At 69.5% G+C, this 16,932-nt stretch carries 20 protein-coding genes; 10 read left to right on the plus strand and 10 right to left on the minus strand.

The genetic code is table 11. The annotated features are described in order from the left end of the window. Nucleotides 1-41: 41 nt before the first annotated feature. From I6I07_RS14025 to I6I07_RS14035, 3 genes are read right to left on the minus strand one after another with little or no spacing between them, the layout of a single operon-like run. Entirely contained in the window at nucleotides 42-581 is a 540-nt protein-coding gene (locus tag I6I07_RS14025) for an SRPBCC family protein (protein ID WP_198487095.1), read from the minus strand. After that, the gene (locus I6I07_RS14030) at nucleotides 578-940 is read right to left on the minus strand and encodes an ArsR/SmtB family transcription factor (RefSeq protein WP_198487096.1); all 363 of its coding nucleotides are present in this window, start codon (nucleotides 938-940) and stop codon (nucleotides 578-580) included. The genes I6I07_RS14025 and I6I07_RS14030 overlap by 4 nt, the downstream gene beginning before the upstream one ends. A 53-nt stretch (nucleotides 941-993) precedes the next feature. Continuing rightward, nucleotides 994-1,425: a GFA family protein gene (locus I6I07_RS14035; RefSeq protein ID WP_198487097.1), complete on the minus strand. Its 432-nt coding sequence runs from the start codon at nucleotides 1,423-1,425 to the stop codon at nucleotides 994-996. Between the two features lie 196 nt (nucleotides 1,426-1,621). Here I6I07_RS14035 and phnC point away from each other — a divergent pair, with 196 nt between their 5' ends. The 3 genes from phnC to phnE all read left to right on the plus strand — a co-directional run bounded on the left by phnC (nucleotide 1,622) and on the right by phnE (nucleotide 4,345). After that, nucleotides 1,622-2,464: a phosphonate ABC transporter ATP-binding protein gene (phnC, locus tag I6I07_RS14040; protein WP_054476058.1), complete on the plus strand. Its 843-nt coding sequence runs from the start codon at nucleotides 1,622-1,624 to the stop codon at nucleotides 2,462-2,464. A 29-nt stretch (nucleotides 2,465-2,493) separates the two neighbouring features. Continuing rightward, nucleotides 2,494-3,474, plus strand: a complete 981-nt coding sequence (gene phnD / locus I6I07_RS14045; RefSeq protein WP_198487098.1) for a phosphonate ABC transporter substrate-binding protein — start codon at nucleotides 2,494-2,496, stop codon at nucleotides 3,472-3,474. Between the two features lie 76 nt (nucleotides 3,475-3,550). Continuing rightward, the gene (gene phnE / locus I6I07_RS14050; protein WP_198487099.1) at nucleotides 3,551-4,345 is read left to right on the plus strand and encodes a phosphonate ABC transporter, permease protein PhnE; all 795 of its coding nucleotides are present in this window, start codon (nucleotides 3,551-3,553) and stop codon (nucleotides 4,343-4,345) included. Nucleotides 4,346-4,377: 32 nt separating this feature from the next. Here the strand turns inward: phnE and I6I07_RS14055 are convergent, their stop codons facing one another. Genes I6I07_RS14055 through I6I07_RS14065 form a run of 3 tightly spaced genes read right to left on the minus strand, consistent with a single transcriptional unit; the run spans nucleotide 4,378 to nucleotide 7,726 of the window. After that, nucleotides 4,378-4,869, minus strand: coding sequence for a GAF domain-containing protein (locus I6I07_RS14055; protein ID WP_198487100.1), 492 nt, complete (start codon nucleotides 4,867-4,869; stop codon nucleotides 4,378-4,380). Then, nucleotides 4,866-5,837, minus strand: coding sequence for a Bug family tripartite tricarboxylate transporter substrate binding protein (locus I6I07_RS14060; protein WP_198487101.1), 972 nt, complete (start codon nucleotides 5,835-5,837; stop codon nucleotides 4,866-4,868). Before I6I07_RS14060 ends, I6I07_RS14055 begins: the two co-directional genes overlap by 4 nt. A gap of 56 nt (nucleotides 5,838-5,893) precedes the next feature. Beyond that, a complete protein-coding gene (locus I6I07_RS14065; protein ID WP_198487102.1) occupies nucleotides 5,894-7,726 on the minus strand; it encodes a gamma-glutamyltransferase family protein in 1,833 nt (610 codons plus the stop codon). A 113-nt stretch (nucleotides 7,727-7,839) separates the two neighbouring features. Between I6I07_RS14065 and I6I07_RS14070 the strand changes: the two genes are divergently transcribed. Next, nucleotides 7,840-8,799 carry a LysR family transcriptional regulator gene (locus I6I07_RS14070; RefSeq protein WP_198487103.1) on the plus strand — a complete coding sequence of 320 codons (960 nt, stop codon included), beginning with the start codon at nucleotides 7,840-7,842 and terminating at the stop codon, nucleotides 8,797-8,799. A gap of 24 nt (nucleotides 8,800-8,823) precedes the next feature. On the opposite strand, the gene phnN is transcribed toward I6I07_RS14070, so the two are convergent. The 4 genes from phnN to phnF all read right to left on the minus strand — a co-directional run bounded on the left by phnN (nucleotide 8,824) and on the right by phnF (nucleotide 12,162). After that, the gene (gene phnN / locus I6I07_RS14075) at nucleotides 8,824-9,402 is read right to left on the minus strand and encodes a phosphonate metabolism protein/1,5-bisphosphokinase (PRPP-forming) PhnN (protein ID WP_198487104.1); all 579 of its coding nucleotides are present in this window, start codon (nucleotides 9,400-9,402) and stop codon (nucleotides 8,824-8,826) included. Beyond that, nucleotides 9,399-10,142 carry a DUF1045 domain-containing protein gene (locus I6I07_RS14080; protein ID WP_198487105.1) on the minus strand — a complete coding sequence of 248 codons (744 nt, stop codon included), beginning with the start codon at nucleotides 10,140-10,142 and terminating at the stop codon, nucleotides 9,399-9,401. The genes phnN and I6I07_RS14080 overlap by 4 nt, the downstream gene beginning before the upstream one ends. A gap of 2 nt (nucleotides 10,143-10,144) precedes the next feature. Next, the gene (locus I6I07_RS14085) at nucleotides 10,145-11,341 is read right to left on the minus strand and encodes an alpha-D-ribose 1-methylphosphonate 5-triphosphate diphosphatase (protein WP_198487106.1); all 1,197 of its coding nucleotides are present in this window, start codon (nucleotides 11,339-11,341) and stop codon (nucleotides 10,145-10,147) included. Nucleotides 11,342-11,439: 98 nt separating this feature from the next. Continuing rightward, entirely contained in the window at nucleotides 11,440-12,162 is a 723-nt protein-coding gene (phnF, locus tag I6I07_RS14090; RefSeq protein WP_198487107.1) for a phosphonate metabolism transcriptional regulator PhnF, read from the minus strand. 184 nt (nucleotides 12,163-12,346) lie between these two features. Here phnF and phnG point away from each other — a divergent pair, with 184 nt between their 5' ends. Genes phnG through phnL form a run of 6 tightly spaced genes read left to right on the plus strand, consistent with a single transcriptional unit; the run spans nucleotide 12,347 to nucleotide 16,932 of the window. Next, nucleotides 12,347-12,817 (plus strand): phosphonate C-P lyase system protein PhnG, encoded by a 471-nt coding sequence (phnG, locus tag I6I07_RS14095; protein WP_198487108.1) that lies wholly within the window; start codon nucleotides 12,347-12,349, stop codon nucleotides 12,815-12,817. A gap of 1 nt (nucleotide 12,818) precedes the next feature. Next, a complete protein-coding gene (gene phnH, locus I6I07_RS14100) occupies nucleotides 12,819-13,436 on the plus strand; it encodes a phosphonate C-P lyase system protein PhnH (RefSeq protein WP_198487109.1) in 618 nt (205 codons plus the stop codon). 1 nt (nucleotide 13,437) lies between these two features. Beyond that, entirely contained in the window at nucleotides 13,438-14,553 is a 1,116-nt protein-coding gene (locus I6I07_RS14105) for a carbon-phosphorus lyase complex subunit PhnI (RefSeq protein WP_198487110.1), read from the plus strand. Beyond that, entirely contained in the window at nucleotides 14,550-15,440 is an 891-nt protein-coding gene (locus I6I07_RS14110) for an alpha-D-ribose 1-methylphosphonate 5-phosphate C-P-lyase PhnJ (protein ID WP_198487111.1), read from the plus strand. Before I6I07_RS14105 ends, I6I07_RS14110 begins: the two co-directional genes overlap by 4 nt. Beyond that, complete coding sequence (gene phnK, locus I6I07_RS14115; protein WP_006390818.1) at nucleotides 15,437-16,213, plus strand: phosphonate C-P lyase system protein PhnK; 777 nt, start codon at nucleotides 15,437-15,439, stop codon at nucleotides 16,211-16,213. Before I6I07_RS14110 ends, phnK begins: the two co-directional genes overlap by 4 nt. Nucleotides 16,214-16,215: 2 nt before the next feature. Beyond that, entirely contained in the window at nucleotides 16,216-16,932 is a 717-nt protein-coding gene (gene phnL / locus I6I07_RS14120; RefSeq protein ID WP_198487112.1) for a phosphonate C-P lyase system protein PhnL, read from the plus strand.

Below are 16,932 nucleotides of genomic sequence, written 5' to 3' on the forward strand. Positions count from 1 at the left end.
GTCGCCCCGCGCCGCCGGGCGCGGGGCGGGGATGGCGTCCCTCATTGCGCCGGGATGCGCGCCTGATAGTCCGTTTCCCAGCGCAGCAGCGCCGACCAGAATGGGCCCGGCTCGCGGCCTGCCAGCCGGGCCGCGAGCACGCCCAGGTGCGCGTGCCAGCCGCCGGCCACGTCGATCATGTCGACGCGCGAGGCCAGTTTGCGGTGGGTCAGCACCAGCCGGGTGCCGTCGCCTTCCGGCGACAGCTCGAACGTGACTTCCGACGGCTGGCCCTGCGAGCCGCCCCAGGTGAACGCCAGCAGCCTGGGCGGCTCGCAGCGGGTGATGACGCCGTGCGTGGTGACGCCGTTCTCATAGGGCTTGTAGGGCTCGGGCGTGGGCTCGACCACGGACGACAGGTCGGCGTGCACGAAGCGCAGCGTGACGCCGCCGCCTTCGCGCAGCTCCATGTCGCCGGTCGCCAGCCACAGCCCGCGCTTGCCGGATTCGGTCAGGAAGGCCCAGACCCGCTCCACGCTGCCGGGCAGGACGCGGGTGAAGCAAAGGGAGGTAGGGCTGGTGACGACACCGTAATCACTCATGTTGGCTCTCCGGGGGATGCGGTCGGGGGCGCATGGGCGGCCAGCGCGGCTTCGAGCGCGTCCAGCCGGCCCGACCAGAAATGTTCATAGAAGCGCAGCCATTGCATGGCTTCGGCCATCGGGGCCGGGTTCAGGCTGCATACGTGGCTGCGGCCGTTGACGGTCCGCCGCAGCAGGCCGGCCCGTTCCAGCGCCTGCACGTGCTTGGAGGCGCCGGCGAAACTCATGCGCAGGGGCGCGGCCAGTTCACCGATGGTCCGGTCTCCGCCGGCCAGGCGCTGCAGCATGTCGCGGCGCGTGGGATCGGCCAGCGCGCGAAAGACGGCATCGAGGGACGGGGGAAGCAATGATTCAACCATAGGGTTGAATATAGCCGTCCTCCCGATCAAAATTCAACTGCTTGGTTGAATTTTTATGTAACGGCGTGGGGCAGCGCCGTTTCCGCGTCCTCGTAGGCCTCGGGATACTGCGGCAGGGCGTCGGTGATGTCGAACCAGGGCGCCTTGCTGGCGACATGGCAGTGCACGCCCGGCTTGATACCGGGGTCGTCGTCCAGCGCGCCCAGCGGCAGGCCGTAGATGTCGGGCGTCTGGTCGAAGCGGCTGAGCAGCGGCGTGCCGCAGGCTTCGCAGAAGCCGCGGTAGTTGCCCGGCGACGAGCAATACCAGGTGACGTGGTTTTCCCCCTTGGTCCAGGCGAAATCCTTGGCCTGGACGGTGGCTCGGCTGCGGAACGCGGCGCCGTGCGACTTGCGGCACATGGCGCAATGGCAGTTGAGGGCGTCGGTGAGCGGACCGGTGATCTGGTAGGCAACGCGGCCGCAGAGGCAGGAACCGTTGAGCATGATGACCGCCTGTCGGAAGGGGGATGCTTCGAATATACCCGTCGCCCGCGACGATGGCGCGACCTTATATGACGGATGTCTTTCAGTCGGTTGCCATGACCCCTATTTTCAGCCAAATGATTCGATCGTCAGGTCATCGCGCTGTCATGCCGCGAAAACAGAATGCGCGAATGAACCAATCCAAGGGGTTTCAACGATGACATACGCCATCGAAGTACAGGGGCTCAGCAAGTCCTTCCATCCCGGCGCGCGGGCGCTGGACAACGTCGACCTGCGCGTGGCCGACGGCGAGATGGTGGCGCTGCTGGGCGCCTCGGGCTCGGGCAAGTCGACGCTGCTGCGCCATCTGGCGGGCTTCGTGGTCGGCGACGCCGGGCAGGGCAGCGTCACGGTCAATGGCCAACTGATCCAGCGCCATGGCCGCCTGTCGCGCAAGGTGCGCGGCGCGCGCGCCAGCATCGGTTTCGTGTTCCAGCAGTTCAACCTGGTGGGCCGCCTGCCGGTGATCACCAACGTGCTGACCGGCCTGCTGCCGCGGGTGCCGATGTGGCGCAGCCTGACGCGCGTGTTCCTGCGCGATGAAGTCCGCCAGGGCCTCGACGCTCTTGCCCAGGTTGGTATAGACGACTATGCATTTCAGCGTGCCTCGACGCTGTCCGGCGGCCAGCAGCAGCGCGCGGCCATCGCCCGTACGCTGGTGCAGAACGCCCGCGTGATCCTGGCCGACGAGCCGATCGCCTCGCTCGATCCCGAATCCTCGCGCCGCGTGATGGACACGCTGGCGCACATCAACCGCAGCCGCAAGGTGGCCGTGGTGGTGTCGCTGCACCAGGTCGACGTGGCCCTGCGCTACTGCCCTCGGGTGGTGGCATTGCGCCATGGCAAGGTGGTCTACGACGGCCCCTCGGCCGACCTGACGCCGGCCATGCTGCGCGACCTGTACGGCTCGGAACTGAGCGAGCTGCTTCCCGAATACGCGCCGCAAGCCCAGCCCCTGCCGGGCCTGGCGCCGCTTTCCCAACAGGCCTACGCGGCCTGACCTTACCCGTTCCCTACCCGGAGCTTTCCATGCTACGCAGAACCTTTGTTGCCCTGATCGCCGCTGCCGCCTTGTCCACGCAAGTCCATGCGCAAGACGCCAAGACGCTGAACTTCGGCATCATCTCGACGGAATCGTCGACCAACCTGAAGTCGGTCTGGCAGCCCGTCATCGACGACCTGAGCCGCGCCATCGGCGTGCCGGTCAAGCCGTTCTTCGCTTCCGACTACGCCGGCATCATCGAAGGCATGCGCTTCAACAAGGTGCAGATGGCCTGGTACGGCAACAAGGCCGCCATCGAGGCGGTCGACCGCGCCAGCGGCGAAGTGTTCGCCTCGGTGATCGACAAGGACGGCAACCCGGGCTACTGGTCGCTGCTGATCGTCAACAAGGACAGCGACCTCAAGACCCTGGATGACGTGCTCAAGCGCCGCGGCCAGCTGACCTACGGCGCCGGCGATCCCAACTCGACCTCGGGCACCGCGGTGCCGGGCTACTACCTGTGGGCCGCCAACAAGATCGAGCCCAAGACCTTCTTCAAGGCCGTGCGCGTCAGCAACCACGAGACCAACCTGCTGTCGGTCATCAACAAGCAGGTCGACGTGGCCGTCAACAACACCGAGGCGCTGGAGCGCTATCGCCTGAACACCGGCAAGGATGCCAACGACAGCGTGCGCATCCTGTGGAAGTCGCCGCTGATCCCGGCCGATCCGCTGGTCATGCGCACCGACCTGCCGGCCGACATGAAGGCCAAGATCCGAGACTTCTTCGTCAACTACGGCAAGGGCAAGGACGCCGCGCGCGAAATGGCCAACCTGAAGGCGCTGACCTACCAGGGCTTCCGCGCCTCGGACAACCAGCAACTGGTGCCGATCCGCCAGATCGAACTGGCGCGCGAAAAGGCCAAGATCGAAGCCGACTCCACCATCGGCCAGGCCGAGAAGCAGAAGCAGCTGGCCGACCTGGACGCCAAGCTGGCCAGCCTGGGCCAGCCCGCCGCCAAGCAGTAACGATGCCGCGCCGCGCCGGGGCTTGCCCGTCAAGCGCCGGCGCGCGTCCATCCGATTTCTCTACTCCGGAATTCCCATGACCCTGGCCGTGCCTTCTTCCCGTTCCCCCGCCGCCCCGCGCTCGTCGCTGCCGGTCCTGCTCGTATGGGCCTTCGTGCTGGCGCTGCTGGTGATGTCCTGGCGCGGCGCCGACATGCGGCCGCTGGACCTGCTGCGGGACTCGGGCAACATGGCCCAGTTCGCCGCCGATTTCTTCCCGCCCAATTTCCGCGATTGGCGCATGTACCTGGACGAGATGGTGGTGACGGTGCAGATCGCGGTGTGGGGCACGTTCCTGGCGATCGTGGTGGCGGTGCCGCTGGGGTTGCTGTGCTCGTCGAACATGGTGCCGGCCTGGGTCTACCAGCCGATGCGGCGCCTGATGGACGCCTGCCGCGCCATCAATGAAATGGTGTTCGCGATGCTGTTCATCGTGGCGGTGGGCCTGGGGCCCTTCGCCGGCGTGCTGGCGCTGTGGGTGCACACCACCGGGGTGCTGGCCAAGCTGTTCTCCGAGGCGGTCGAGGCCATCGACCCGCGCCCGGTGGAAGGCGTGCGCGCCACCGGCGCCAATGCGCTCGAAGAGATCGTCTATGGCGTGATCCCGCAGGTGCTGCCGCTGTGGATCTCGTATTCGCTGTACCGCTTCGAGTCGAACGTGCGGTCGGCCTCGGTGGTGGGCATCGTCGGCGCCGGCGGCATCGGCACCGTGCTGTGGGAAATCATCCGCAGCTTCCGCTACGCCGAGACCTGCGCGGTGATGATCATCATCGTCGGCTTCGTGGTCGTGATCGACATGACGTCGGCCCGCATCCGCCGCGCATTGATCTGAAGGCCGGGGCGCGCCGCGACGCGCCTCACGGCTCAGCCGGCCGGCGTCAGCGCCAGGAAGGCCGGCAGGGCCAGCAGGCCCGCCAGCCGGGCGGCGGCGATGTCGGCCGGCGCCAGCGCCGCGCGCGGCATCAGGAAGTTGACGGTGCCCAGGCAGGCGCCGTCGAACACCACCGGCACGTTGATCACCGATTGCAGGCCGAGCGCCTGGATGGCGTCGTGGTCGTCGAAGAACTCGCGGATCGCCTCGCCCCCCTCGCCGATGAAGACCTTGCGTTCAAGCAGGACGTGGCGGCCCCAGGCGGTGCCGCGCTTGTCCTTGCTGCCGCCCGGCGGATAGGCCGCGGGGTTCGAGCTGTACAGCCGCACCACCCGCATGCGTTCGGCGTCGTGCCGGTTGATGGTGCACAGCGTGTGCCCCAGTGTGCCGTGGGCGAGCGCGTCGAGCGCGGCGAAGGCGGCCGGGGCCGAGGCCTCGTCATAGGCCTGCGCCAGGCGCTCGACGGTGTCGGGCGGGATGCTCATTCGGCGGTGATTCCCAGTTCCTTGATGAGCTTGCCGTACTTGTCGGCATCGCGCGCCAGCACCTGGCCGAATTGCGCCGGGGTGGTGTCCAGCAGCAGCACGCCCATGTCGCCCATCTTCTTGATGACGTCGGGACGCTTGAGGATCTTGTTGATTTCCTGGTTCAGGCGCGTCGTCAGCTCGGGCGGCATGCCGGCCGGGCCGAAGGCGCCGTACCAGACCGACAGTTCGTAGCCGGGCAGCGTTTCGGCCACGGTGGGCACGTCGGGCAGCAGCGGCGAACGCTGTTCCTCGGTGACGGCCAGCAGCTTGAGCTTGCCGGTCTGCACGTGCGGCAGGGTCTGCGTGCCGGCGCTGAACAGCACCTGGGTGCGGCCGGCCACCGTGTCCAGCACCGCCGGCGCGCCGCCGCGGTAGGGGATGTGCATCATTTTCACGCCGGCGGCCTTCTCGAACAGCGCGGCGCTCAGGTGGTTGGTGGAACCCTGGCCGGCCGAGGCGTAGGCCACCTTGTCGGGGTTAGCCTTCACATAGTCGATGAATTCCTTGACGTTGCCGGCCGGCACCGAGGGATGCACCACCATCGTGTTGGTGACCAGCGCCAGCTCGGCGATGGGGGTGAAGTCCTTGACCCCGTCGAACGGCATGTTGCCGTAGAGCGCCTGGTTCATGGTGTGCGTGCTCATCGAGCCGACCAGCAGCGTGTAGCCGTCGGGCTTGGCGCGCGCCACGAAGGTGCTGCCGATGTTGCCCGAGGCGCCCGAACGGTTCTCGACGATGACGGGCTGGCCGAGCGATTGCGTCAGGCCTTCGGACAGCACGCGCGCCAGGATGTCGGTGGAGCCGCCGGCGGCCCACGGCACGATCAGCGTGATCGGCTTTTCGGGCCAGGCGGCGTGCGCCAGCGCGGGCGCGGCGCAGGCCACGGTCAGGGCGCAGGCGCGCAACAGTCGTCGGATGGTCTTCATGGTGTTTACCCCTTGCGATGAGGCCGGTCTGGTCGCCGGCTGGATGGAAAATCGGTTTATCGGCCGACCGCGTAGCCCTGCATGCCGCGCGGGTTGGCGGCGGCGCGCAGCAGCAGGCCGCCGCCGGCCGCGGGCTCGCGGGTGCAGGCGCTGATGCGGCCTTCCGACCAGTCGGGGCCGACGCGCACGTCGTGGCCGACTTCGCGCAGCGCCTGCCGCGTGGCTTCGGGCAGGCGGCCTTCGACGGTCAGGCGGTTCAGCGTCAGCGCGCGCGGCCAGAACGAGCCCGGGAAATGGTCGATGTGCCAGGACGGCGCGTCGATCGCTTGCTGCAGGTTCAGGCCCATGGCGTGGCGCAGGAAGAAGGACACGGTCCACTGGTCCTGCTGGTCGCCGCCGGGCGTGCCGAAGGCCATGTAGGGCTGGCCGTCGCGCAACGCCAGGCCGGGCGACAGCGTGGTGCCGGGCCGCTTGCCGGGTTGCAGCTGGCCGGGCACGCCGTCGTCCAGCCAGGTCATCTGCAGCCGCGTGGTCAGCGGGAACCCCAAGGCGGGAATCACCGGGCTGGATGACAGCCAGCCGCCGGACGGCGTGGCCGCGACCATGTTGCCGTCGCGGTCGATGACGTCGATCTGGCAGGTGTCGCCGACGAAGATCTCGCGCGCGGCCCACTCGGCCACCGGCGGCAGCGCCGCGAAGGTCGGCTCGCCGACGCCGAAGCGGGTATCGGAAGCGGCCAGCGTGCGGGCGGCGGCCTCCAGGTCGGGCAGGCGCGGCGCGCGGCCCGCCGGGGAGCCAGGTTGCAGCGTGGTGGCGGCGCGCGGGCCGATGCAGGCGGCGCGCGCGCGGGCGTAGTCGTCGCTCAGCAGCGCGGCCAGGGGCACGTCGACGAAATCAGGGTCGCCGTACCAGGCGGCGCGGTCGGCGAAGGCCAGCTTGGCGGCCTCGGCGATGCGATGCACGAATTGCGGCGAGGCCGGGTCCAGCCCGTCCATTTGCAGGTGGCGCAGCAGCGCCAGCTGTTGCAGGTGCACCGGGCCTTGCGACCAGACGCCGCATTTGGCCACGGTGTAGCGGCCATATTGCAGCGTGACCGGATCGTCATAGCGGGCGCGCCAGTCGGCCAGGTCGGCCTTGCGCAGCAGGCCGCGATTGCGCTGGCCGGTGGTGTCGCGCACGGCTTCATGGGTGTAGTAGGCGTCGATCTCGTCGGCGACGAAGCCGCGGTACCAGATGGCCAGCGCGGCGTCGATGCGGCCATTGCGGTCGCTTGCCGCCGCGTGCGCTTCGTCGAGGATGCGGGTGTAGGTGGCGGCGATGGCCGGCGTGCGCAGCAGCGCGCCGGGGGCGGGCACCTTGCCGTCGGGCAGCCAGACGGCGGCCGAACTGGTCCACTCGTCGCGGAACAGCGCCTGCACCGCCAGGATGGCCTGCGAGATGCGCGGCACCAGCGGAAAACCGTTGCGGGCGTAGTCGATGGCCGGGCGCAGCACGTCGGCCAGTTCCCAGGTGCCGTAGTCGCGCAGCATCGTCAGCCAGGCGCCGAAGGCGCCGGGCACGGTGGCGGGCAGCAGCCCGATGCCGGGCACCAGGTCTACGCCCAATCCACGGAAGTAGGCGGGCGTCGCCAGCGCGGGCGCCGGACCCTGGCCGCACAGCGCGCGCATGCGGCCTTCGCGTTCGCTCCACAGCAGGATCGGCACTTCGCCGCCGGGGCCGTTCAGGTGCGGCTCGACGATCTGCAGCGTGAAGCCGCCGGCCACCGCGGCGTCGAAGGCGTTGCCGCCGCGTTCCAGCACGCCCATGGCGACCTGCGAGGCCAGCCAGTGGGTGGACGAGGCGACGCCGAAGGTGCCGCGGATTTCCGGGCGGGTGGTGAAGTCGGACATGGACGGTCGGGACGGCAGGGACAAGGAGATACGCCGCAGTATAGGGTCGGGAAATAACTGATGTGCCCATTGTTGGCATAATTGAATAACCAATCAGTTATGAGAAAAATGCCGTGACCTGGGATGCCGCCCGACTCGCCAACCGCCTGCGCCACCGCCACCTGGTGCTGCTGGCCAACATCGCAAAGCACGGCACGCTGACCCGCGTGGCGGCCGCCACCGGCGTCAGCCAGCCGGCCGCCACCAAGGCGCTGGCCGAACTCGAGGACATCTTCGGCGCGCCGCTGTTCCTGCGCACCGGCCGCGGCATGCAGCCCACGGCGCTGGGCGAGCTGGCGCTGGTGCGCGCCCGCCGCATGCAGGGCGACCTGGACTTGTGGGCGCGCGAGGTCGAGGCGCTGCATGACGGCCGCGCGGCGCATCTGCATGTCGGTGTCGTGCCGTATGTGTCGAGCGCGCTGCTGACCGCCGCCATCGGCCGGCTGCACCAGCGCCACGGCGTGACCTTGACGCTGCACCGCGCCACCACCGACCACCTGGTGCCGATGCTGCGGCGGCAGGAGCTCGATTGCATCATCAGCCGGGCGACCTCGACCGTGGCGCAGGACGACCTGACTCATCGCGTGCTGTACCGCCAGCGGCCGCGGCTGATCGCGCACAGCCGGCTGGCGCAGCGCCTGGCGCGGCGCGCGCCGGACTGGGCGGCGGTGGCGCAGATGGACTGGGTGCTGCCGGCGGTCAACACGCCGACGCGCCAGCTGATCGTCGAGCACTTCATCCGCGCCGGCCTGCGTTCGCCGGCGCCGGTGCTGGAGGCCTATTCCACCGATGTGATCGAGGGCATGCTGAGCGCCAATCCGGCTTTGGTGTCGGTGGTGCCGGAGGACATCGCGCGCGAGCTGTGCCAGCGCGGCAAGCTGGGCATGGTGCCGTGGGATTTCGGCTGGGAATTGCCGCCGATCAACCTGATCCGACGCTGGCGCGAGCAGGCGCTGGCGGCGGAGGAGTGCTTTTCCGACATCCTGCTGGAGCTGTGCGCCGATCTCGGGCCGGATGCGCGGCCGCGTGATTGAGGCGCGCCGCAACGGCGGCGCGCGCTACGCGATCAGGCGGCCGCGGGCGATATCCAGCAATTCGGCGGCGGCGGCTTCCGGCGCGCCGTTGTTGCCGACGCGCAGCAGGCGGCAGCCTTCGGGCACCGGGAAGTCCTGCGCGGCGCGTTGCAGGCGCAGGGCGATCTGTTCGGGCGTCTCGCGGCCGCGCGCCGCCAGCCGCTGCGCCAGTTGCGCGGGGTCGACCGTGATCTCGACCGCGGTCAGCGCCGGATAGCGCCGGTGCGCCTCGGCCAGGTGCGCGCGCGAACCGTTGATGATGACGGCCGCGCCGCAGTCCAGCCAGGTGTCGACCTCGATGCCGATGCCGTAATGCAGGCCGTGGCTGGCCCAGCGCAGCGCGAAACAGCCGAGCGCCGCGCGGCGCGCGAATTCCTCGACGCTCAGGCGCAGCGCGTCCTCGGTGGCGCCGCTGTCGCGCGTGATGTAGCGGTGCGCCACCAGCACCGGCTCGTCGCCGCGCAGGCCGGCGCGCAGCAGCCGCAGCAGGGTGTCCTTGCCACTGCCGGAGGCGCCCATCAGGTAGATCAGGCGCGCGCCGCTGGCGGGAGCGGAAGGGTTCATGCCGCGGCCGGTCCTTCCAGATACGCCGCGCCCGCCGCGTCGGCGTGGCCGCCGTCGAAGTGGTAGTGGCGCGCCGCGATGAAGTCGGCGCCCGCTTGCGGCTGCACATAGACGCTCACGCCGGGCACCGCCATGGGCTGGCCGCGCAGCGGGTCGGCGAAGGCGGCGATGCCGGCCCGCGCCTGTTCCAGCGCGGCGCCGTCGAGCTTGCCGGTCAGGGTGATGTGGAAGGTGAAGGTGTCGAACACATAGGGGTAGCCCCAGCGCGCCAGCATGGCCTGTTGCTCGAGCGACAGCGCATGGGCCTGGCGACGGGCCAGCTCGTCTTCGCTGGGCGCGGCGCGCAGGTCGTCCAGGCCGCGCACGGCAGAGGTGGCCAGGGCGTTGATGCGGGCATGGCCCTCGGCGTCGGAGGCGACGATGCGCCAGGCCAGGAAGCCGCGCAGCGGTTCGCACTCGAGCTGGATGCCGAAGGCGTCATCGGCGCTGGCGAGTTGGCGCGCGGCGGCATCGACGTCGCCCGGCGTGGCGCCGGGGCGCAGCCGGAACGGCGGCTTCAGCGTGGCGTGCAGGCCGTAATGGCGCGGCGCCTCGGTCCAGTCGCGCGCGGCCTCGGGCTGGCCGGGCAGCGGCGGCAGGGCCGCGCCGGTGTCGGCGCAACGGCCCAGCCAGCGGCTGCCGAATTCACGCCAGGGGCCGGTGGGCGCCAGGTACAACGCGTAGCGGTGGGCCAACGGCATGGTCAGGCCGCCATGCGCTGGGTGCGGTCATCGCCGAAGGCGCGGGTGGCGTAGCGCAGCTCGCCGCCGACGATGGCGGCGCAGACGCGCGGCAGGCCGGGCACCTGGTCGTCGACCACGATGGCGTCGGCGATCAGGCCGGGCGCCAGCGCGCCGCGATCCTGCAGGCCGGCGGCGCGGGCCGGGTTCAGCGACACCAGGTTCCAGGCCTGCTCCAGCGGCAGCACGCCGTCGTTCACCAGGCGCAGCGCCGCCGCCAGCGGGGCGGGGTAGTAATAGTCGGAAGTGAGGATGTCGCACAGGCCGGCGCGCACCATCTCGGTGGCGCTGGGGGCGTTGGTGTGGCTGCCGCCGCGCACCACGTTGGGCGCGCCGAAGACCACCGAGTTGCCCAGGTCGCGGGCCACGCCGGCGGCATCGCGCGTCAGGGGGAATTCCGCCACGCTGCAGCCCAGCTGATGGTAGTAGCGGCGGGTGGCGGCGTCGGGGTCGTCGTGCGAGGCGACCTTCAGGCCGGCCGCTTGCGCGCAGGCGGTCAGCTCGCGCATGGCGTCGGCCACCGCATCGGCCGCGCCCATGGCGCGGCGGATGCGCTCCTGGAAGGTGTCCAGGTCGCATTCGGCGCGGTCGGCGTATTGCAGCAGCTTGCGGTCGTTGCCCAGGCGGCGCGCCATGCTGGGCAGGTGGTCGTTGAGGGCGACGAAGCGCACCCGGCCGTCGCGGATCCACTGCTGGGCGGTCTCGACGCCGCCGACGTGGTGGGTCTCGAAACGCAGGTGCACGTAGTGGCGCGCGCCCATGATGTGGCGCATGCGTTCGAGGGCGGCGAACATGCGCTCGGCATAGGCTTCGCCGCGCAGGCCGCCTTCCCACGACAGCGTGACGCCGTGGAATTCGGTGGTGATGCCGTTGGCCAGCAACTGGCGGTCGACGTCGAACAGCGCGCCGTCGTAGGGGAAGGTGACGCTGGGGCGCGGCATGATGGCGCGCTCGAAGGCGTCGCCATGCAGGTCGACGATGCCGGGCAGCACCAGCAGATTGCCGGCGTCGAACCAGGCCGCGCCGCGCGCGGGCGCGCCGCCGGCGTCGTCGATCAGTCCTCCGTGGAATCGCAGGCTGGCGTGTTCGATGCCGCGAGGGGTCAGGATACGTTGGCCTGTGACACCGGCCAGGGGCGAGGGGGCATTTTCTTGGTTCATGATGGGAAAGTTAGCGGCATTGCATTACAACCAGATGTCTAGATGAGTGCAATCACATGGCGGCACCGACCGCTGCCCGCGGCCGCCATGTGCCGGCCTCAACTGTCGTCGGCCACCATGAGCTGGACCAGGTCGCCGACGAAACGGGTGATGCTGTATTGCAACGGCGCGCCGGCCTGGTCGACGTTCAGGGCTTCGACCTGCAGGATCGGGCGGGTCTTGGGCTGGCCGAGGATGCGCGCCACTTCCGGCGACGGCAGCGCGGCGGTGATGCGCGACCATTTGCGGGTGTAGTCGCCGATGTCGTAGTGGGCGTAGACCTTGGACACCGAGCGCAGCGCGTTCATGCGCTCGATGAAGTCGGGGAAGCGCTTTTCATCGAAGTAGTGCTCGGAGGCGCTGATGGGGCGGTTCTCGGCCTTGCCCACCATCTGCACCCGCAGCAGCGGGGCGTTGCGCGCCAGGCCCAGGTGCTTGGCGATGTCGGCCGCGCGCAGCGTCTGGCTGCCCAGCGCCTCGAGGTGGCCCAGCATGCCCTGGCTGCGCAGATTCTCGGAAAAGCGCGTGCGCTTGCCGATGGCGTAGTCGATGGCGTGTTCCTGCACGAAAGTGCCGCGACCCTGCTCGATGCGCACCAGCCCGCTCTGTTCCAGTTCGCCCATGGCGCGCCGGATGGTGTGGCGGTTGACGGAGAACTTGGCGGCCAGCTCCGGTTCGGAGGGCAATTGTTCGCCCGCCATGTACAACTTGTTGCGAATGTCGTCCGCCAGCGACTCGCCGATCTGTCGCCACACGGCGATACCGGAACCTCTTTCGACCATAGGATGTGCTCGTGCTGTCATATCAGCTTCATCAAGAATGGCTGTGATTGTGCACCAAGCGGCGGGCGCGGGATAGGCAATGCGTCCCTGCCGCAACTGTCATCAAAAATTCACGCCAGGCTGTTGAACTTCCATTTGAACGCCATCATAATCCATGCAGTCGTCTAGACGTTTAGAGGAAACAATGGACCATCCACAAACAGCGCAGGGCGAAGTCCACGCGCAGCGGGCCGCCTGGATGCGGGTGTTGGCACTGGCCGATCCGGCCATGCTGGAAGGCGCGTTCGGCGCGCTTGGCGGCGTGCCGTCGCATCAGATGCTGCGCCCGGCGCAGACCGGCATGGCCATGGTGCGGGCCCGCAGCGGCGGCACCGGGGCGCGCTTCAACCTGGGCGAAATGACGGTGACACGCTGCGCCGTCAGCCTGGACAGCGGCGTGGTCGGCATCGCCTACGTGCAGGGCCGGTCGTTGCGCCATGCCGAGCAGGCCGCGGTGGCCGACGCGCTGCTGCAACTGCCCGACTGGCACGACACGGTGCAGGCGCAATTGATCCAGCCGCTGGCGCGCGAACGCGCCGAGCGCATCGAGCGTCAGGCGCGCGTGGCCGCGCAGACCAAGGTCGAATTCTTCACGATGGTGCGAGGCGAGGACTGACATGCATCAAGAACTTCTTGGCGCCGCGGCCGCCAGCCGCAAATTGCTGCCGGGCTTCGCGGATCCGGTGAACGACGCGCAGGCCACCTTCCGCACCGCGCTCGACGCCATGGCGCATCCGGGCCGGGTGTACGAAGTGGCCGCCGCCAGCGGCGTGCCGGCCGGCCTGTCGCCGGCGCTGACCGCGCTGCTGTTGACGCTGGTGGACGTGGACACGCCGCTGTGGCTGCCGCAGGGCCTGGATGCCGGCGTGCTGGATTTCCTGCGTTTCCATTGCGCCTGCCCGATGGTGCCGTCGGCGTCGCTGGCGCGTTTCGCGGCGGTGCCTGCGGGCGGCAACGTGCCCGCGCTGGCGTCGTGTCATCCCGGCGATCCGGCCTATCCGGACCTGTCCACCACGCTGCTGATCGAAGTCGCGTCGCTGGACGCCGGCGCCGAAGTCACGCTGACCGGCCCCGGCATCCAGAGCCGCCAGGCGCTGCGCGCCGCCGGCCTGCCGGACGGCTTCTGGCGCGACTGGCGCCTCAACCATCAACGTTTCCCGCTGGGCGTCGACGTGTTCCTGACGCACGGGCGGCAACTGTGCGCGCTGCCCCGCAGCACGCGCGTGGAGAGCTGACATGTATGTAGCCGTCAAAGGGGGCGAACGCGCCATCCTCAATTCCTACCGCATGCTGGACGACTACCGGCGCGGCGACCGGGCCCTGCCCGAACTGAGCCTGGACCAGATCCGCGAACAGATGCCGCTGGCGGTGTCGCGCGTGATGGCGGAAGGCTCGCTCTACGATCCGCAACTGGCGGCGCTGGCGCTGAAACAGGCCGCCGGCGACGTGATCGAGGCGGTGTTCCTGCTGCGCGCCTATCGCACCACGCTGTCGCGCTATGGCTACACCCAGCCGATCGACACCGGCGAGATGCGCCTGCAGCGCCGCATCTCGTCCACCTTCAAGGACGTGCCGGGCGGCCAGATCCTCGGGCCGACCTATGACTACACCCAGCGCCTGCTCGATTTCTCGCTGGAGGCCGAGCGCGAGGCCGACTCCCTGCCGGCCGGCGGCGAGCCGCTGGACAGCGCCATGCCGCGCGTCACCGACCTGCTGGCGCACGACGACCTGATCGACGCCGAGGCCGTGCCCGAAGGCGATCCCGAGCCGTTCGACCTGACGCGCCAGCCGCTGGACTTCCCCGCCTCGCGCGCCGCCCGCCTGCAGAACCTGGCGCGCGCCGACGAGGGCTTCCTGTTGTCGATGGGCTATTCCACGCAGCGCGGCTACGGCAACACGCACCCGTTCGCCGCCGAGATCCGCTACGGCTTCCTGGAAGTCGAGATGCATATCGAGGAACTGGGTTTCGCCGTCACGGTGGGCGAGATCGAGATCACCGAATGCCAGATGGTGAGCCAGTTCTCCGGCAACGCCGAGGAAGGCCCCAAGTTCACCCGCGGCTATGGCCTGACCTTCGGCTACGGCGAGCGCAAGGCCATGTCGATGGCGCTGGTGGACCGCGCCATGAAGGCGCAGGAACTGGGCGAACGCGCCGATTCGCCGGCCAACGACCACGAGTTCGTGCTGTACCACAGCGACAACGTCGAGGCCTCCGGTTTCGTGCAGCACTTGAAGCTGCCGCACTACGTGGACTTCCAGGCCAACCTGGAACTGCTGCGCCGCATGCGCGCCGAGCGCGCCGCGCCGGCCCCCGAGAACACCCGCCAGCTGGACGAGGCCATTTCCTCATGACGACTTCCCACACCCCCGGCGCCGCGGTCGAACGCGACGACCACTACAACTTCGCCTACCTCGACGAGTCGACCAAGCGCATGCTGCGCCGCGCGCTGCTCAAGGCGGTGGCGATTCCCGGCTACCAGGTGCCTTTCGGCAGCCGCGAGATGCCGTTGCCCTATGGCTGGGGCACGGGCGGCATCCAGGTGACGGCGTCGATCATCGGCCCGGGCGACGTGCTCAAGGTGATCGACCAGGGCTCGGACGACACCACCAACGCCATCAACATCCGCCGCTTCTTCGGCCGCGTGACCGGCGTGGCCACCACCGAATCGACCCGCGACGCCAGCATCGTGCAGACGCGCCACCGCATTCCGGAAACGCCGCTGCGGGCCGACCAGATCATGGTGTTCCAGGTGCCGATCCCCGAGCCGCTGCGCTGGCTCGAGCCGAGCGAGACCGAGACCCGCACCATGCACGCGCTGGCCGAGTACGGCGGCATGCACGTCAAGCTGTACGAGGACATCGCGCAGCACGGCCACATCGCCACCACCTACGACTATCCCGTGATCGTCAACGACCGCTACATGATGCGGCCGTCGCCGATCCCGAAGTTCGACAACCCCAAGCTCGACAACAGCCCGGCGCTGATGCTGTTCGGCGCCGGCCGCGAGAAGCGGGTCTATGCGGTGCCGCCGTACACCCGGGTCAAGAGCCTGGACTTCGAGGACCATCCCTTCACCGTGGAGAAGTGGTCGGAATGCTGCGACCTGTGCGGCTCGCGCGACAGCTTCCTGGACGAGATCATCCTGGACGACGCCGGCACCCGCCGCTTCGTCTGCTCCGATACCGAATACTGCAACAACCGCCAGGCCGAGATGGCCGGGAAAGAGGCCACCGCATGAACGCCCAACCTTTGCTTTCCGTGCGCGACATGACGCGCACCTGGGACGGCGTGCACGGTTGCCGCAACGTCAGTTTCGACCTGTTCCCCGGCGAAGTGCTGTGCGTGGTGGGCGAATCCGGTTCCGGCAAGAGCACGCTGCTGTCGGCCGTGTCGTACCAGACCCAGCCCGACGCCGGCAGTGTCTGGTACGACACCCGCGACCAGGGCTTCACCGACCTGGCCGCGCTGTCCGGCGCGCGCCTGCGGCTGCTGGCCCGCACCGACTGGGGCTTCGTGCGCCAGAACGCCCGCGACGGCCTGCGCATGCAGGTCAGCGCCGGCGCCAACATCGCCGAGCGCCTGATGGCGGTGGGCGACCGCCACTACGGCGAGTTGCGCCAGGCCGCGGGCAGCTGGCTGCAGAAGATGGAGATCGACGTCGGCCGCCTGGATGACGCGCCGGCCTCGTTCTCCGGCGGCATGCAGCAGCGCCTGCAGATCGCCCGCAACCTGGTGACCCATCCGCGCCTGGTGTTCATGGACGAGCCGACCGCGTCGCTGGACGTGTCGGTGCAGGCCCGCCTGCTGGACCTGCTGCGCCAGCTGGTAACCGACCTGGGCCTGGCCGCGATCGTGGTGACCCACGACCTGGCGGTGGCGCGCCTGCTGGCCCACCGCACCCTGGTGATGCGCGGCGGCGAGGTGGTCGAAAGCGGCCTGACCGACCAGATCCTCGACGACCCGCAGCATCCCTACACCCAGTTGCTGGTGTCTTCCATTTTGCAGAGCTGACCATGACTGTCGCGAATCCCATGATCGAGGTGCGGGGCCTCGGAAAGATGTTCACCCTGCACAACCAGGGCGGCATCCGGCTGCCGGTGCTGGAGGCGGTCGACTTCGACGCCGCCGCCGGCGACTGCCTGGTGCTGGCGGGCCCGTCGGGCACCGGCAAGAGCACCCTGTTGCGCTGCCTGTATGGCAACTACCTGGCCACCGAGGGCAGCATCCGCGTGCGCGCCGGCGACGACTGGGTCGAGCTGGTCGGCGCGCCCGAGCAGCGCATCCTGGCGTTGCGGCGCGAAGTCATCGGCTACGTCAGCCAGTTCCTGCGGGTGATCCCGCGCGTGTCGGCGCTGGACGTGGTGGCCGAGCCGCTGCGCATGGCCGGCGTCGAGGCGGACGAAGCGCGCGAGCGCGCCGCCGCCATGCTGCGCCGCCTGAACGTGCCGCCGCGGCTGTGGGGGCTGGCGCCGGCCACCTTCTCGGGCGGCGAGCAGCAGCGCGTCAACATCGCCCGCGGCTTCATCGCGCGCCATCCCATCCTGCTGCTGGACGAACCGACCGCATCGCTGGATCCGGACAACCGCGCCGTGGTGGTGGAACTGATCCGCGAAGCGCGCGCCGCCGGCCGCTGCCTGCTGGGCATTTTCCACGATGAAGAAGTGCGCGACGCGGTGGCGTCGCGGGTCCTGGCCCTGCGCCCCGCGCAGGCCGCCGTCGAATTGGAGTGA

The sequence above is a fragment of the Achromobacter deleyi genome (assembly GCF_016127315.1).
Taxonomy (GTDB): Bacteria; Pseudomonadota; Gammaproteobacteria; order Burkholderiales; family Burkholderiaceae_B; genus Achromobacter; species Achromobacter insuavis_A.

What these genes read in the sequence shown, in the direction of transcription:
- I6I07_RS14025 (WP_198487095.1), bottom strand. Translation starts at nt 581, where the DNA reads ATGAGTGATTACGGTGTCGTCACCAGCCCTACCTCCCTTTGCTTCACC.
- I6I07_RS14030 (WP_198487096.1), bottom strand. Translation starts at nt 940, where the DNA reads ATGGTTGAATCATTGCTTCCCCCGTCCCTCGATGCCGTCTTTCGCGCG.
- I6I07_RS14035 (WP_198487097.1), bottom strand. Translation starts at nt 1,425, where the DNA reads ATGCTCAACGGTTCCTGCCTCTGCGGCCGCGTTGCCTACCAGATCACC.
- phnC (WP_054476058.1), top strand. Translation starts at nt 1,622, where the DNA reads ATGACATACGCCATCGAAGTACAGGGGCTCAGCAAGTCCTTCCATCCC.
- phnD (WP_198487098.1), top strand. Translation starts at nt 2,494, where the DNA reads ATGCTACGCAGAACCTTTGTTGCCCTGATCGCCGCTGCCGCCTTGTCC.
- phnE (WP_198487099.1), top strand. Translation starts at nt 3,551, where the DNA reads ATGACCCTGGCCGTGCCTTCTTCCCGTTCCCCCGCCGCCCCGCGCTCG.
- I6I07_RS14055 (WP_198487100.1), bottom strand. Translation starts at nt 4,869, where the DNA reads ATGAGCATCCCGCCCGACACCGTCGAGCGCCTGGCGCAGGCCTATGAC.
- I6I07_RS14060 (WP_198487101.1), bottom strand. Translation starts at nt 5,837, where the DNA reads ATGAAGACCATCCGACGACTGTTGCGCGCCTGCGCCCTGACCGTGGCC.
- I6I07_RS14065 (WP_198487102.1), bottom strand. Translation starts at nt 7,726, where the DNA reads ATGTCCGACTTCACCACCCGCCCGGAAATCCGCGGCACCTTCGGCGTC.
- phnN (WP_198487104.1), bottom strand. Translation starts at nt 9,402, where the DNA reads ATGAACCCTTCCGCTCCCGCCAGCGGCGCGCGCCTGATCTACCTGATG.
- I6I07_RS14080 (WP_198487105.1), bottom strand. Translation starts at nt 10,142, where the DNA reads ATGCCGTTGGCCCACCGCTACGCGTTGTACCTGGCGCCCACCGGCCCC.
- I6I07_RS14085 (WP_198487106.1), bottom strand. Translation starts at nt 11,341, where the DNA reads ATGAACCAAGAAAATGCCCCCTCGCCCCTGGCCGGTGTCACAGGCCAA.
- phnF (WP_198487107.1), bottom strand. Translation starts at nt 12,162, where the DNA reads ATGGTCGAAAGAGGTTCCGGTATCGCCGTGTGGCGACAGATCGGCGAG.
- phnG (WP_198487108.1), top strand. Translation starts at nt 12,347, where the DNA reads ATGGACCATCCACAAACAGCGCAGGGCGAAGTCCACGCGCAGCGGGCC.
- phnH (WP_198487109.1), top strand. Translation starts at nt 12,819, where the DNA reads ATGCATCAAGAACTTCTTGGCGCCGCGGCCGCCAGCCGCAAATTGCTG.
- I6I07_RS14105 (WP_198487110.1), top strand. Translation starts at nt 13,438, where the DNA reads ATGTATGTAGCCGTCAAAGGGGGCGAACGCGCCATCCTCAATTCCTAC.
- I6I07_RS14110 (WP_198487111.1), top strand. Translation starts at nt 14,550, where the DNA reads ATGACGACTTCCCACACCCCCGGCGCCGCGGTCGAACGCGACGACCAC.
- phnK (WP_006390818.1), top strand. Translation starts at nt 15,437, where the DNA reads ATGAACGCCCAACCTTTGCTTTCCGTGCGCGACATGACGCGCACCTGG.
- phnL (WP_198487112.1), top strand. Translation starts at nt 16,216, where the DNA reads ATGACTGTCGCGAATCCCATGATCGAGGTGCGGGGCCTCGGAAAGATG.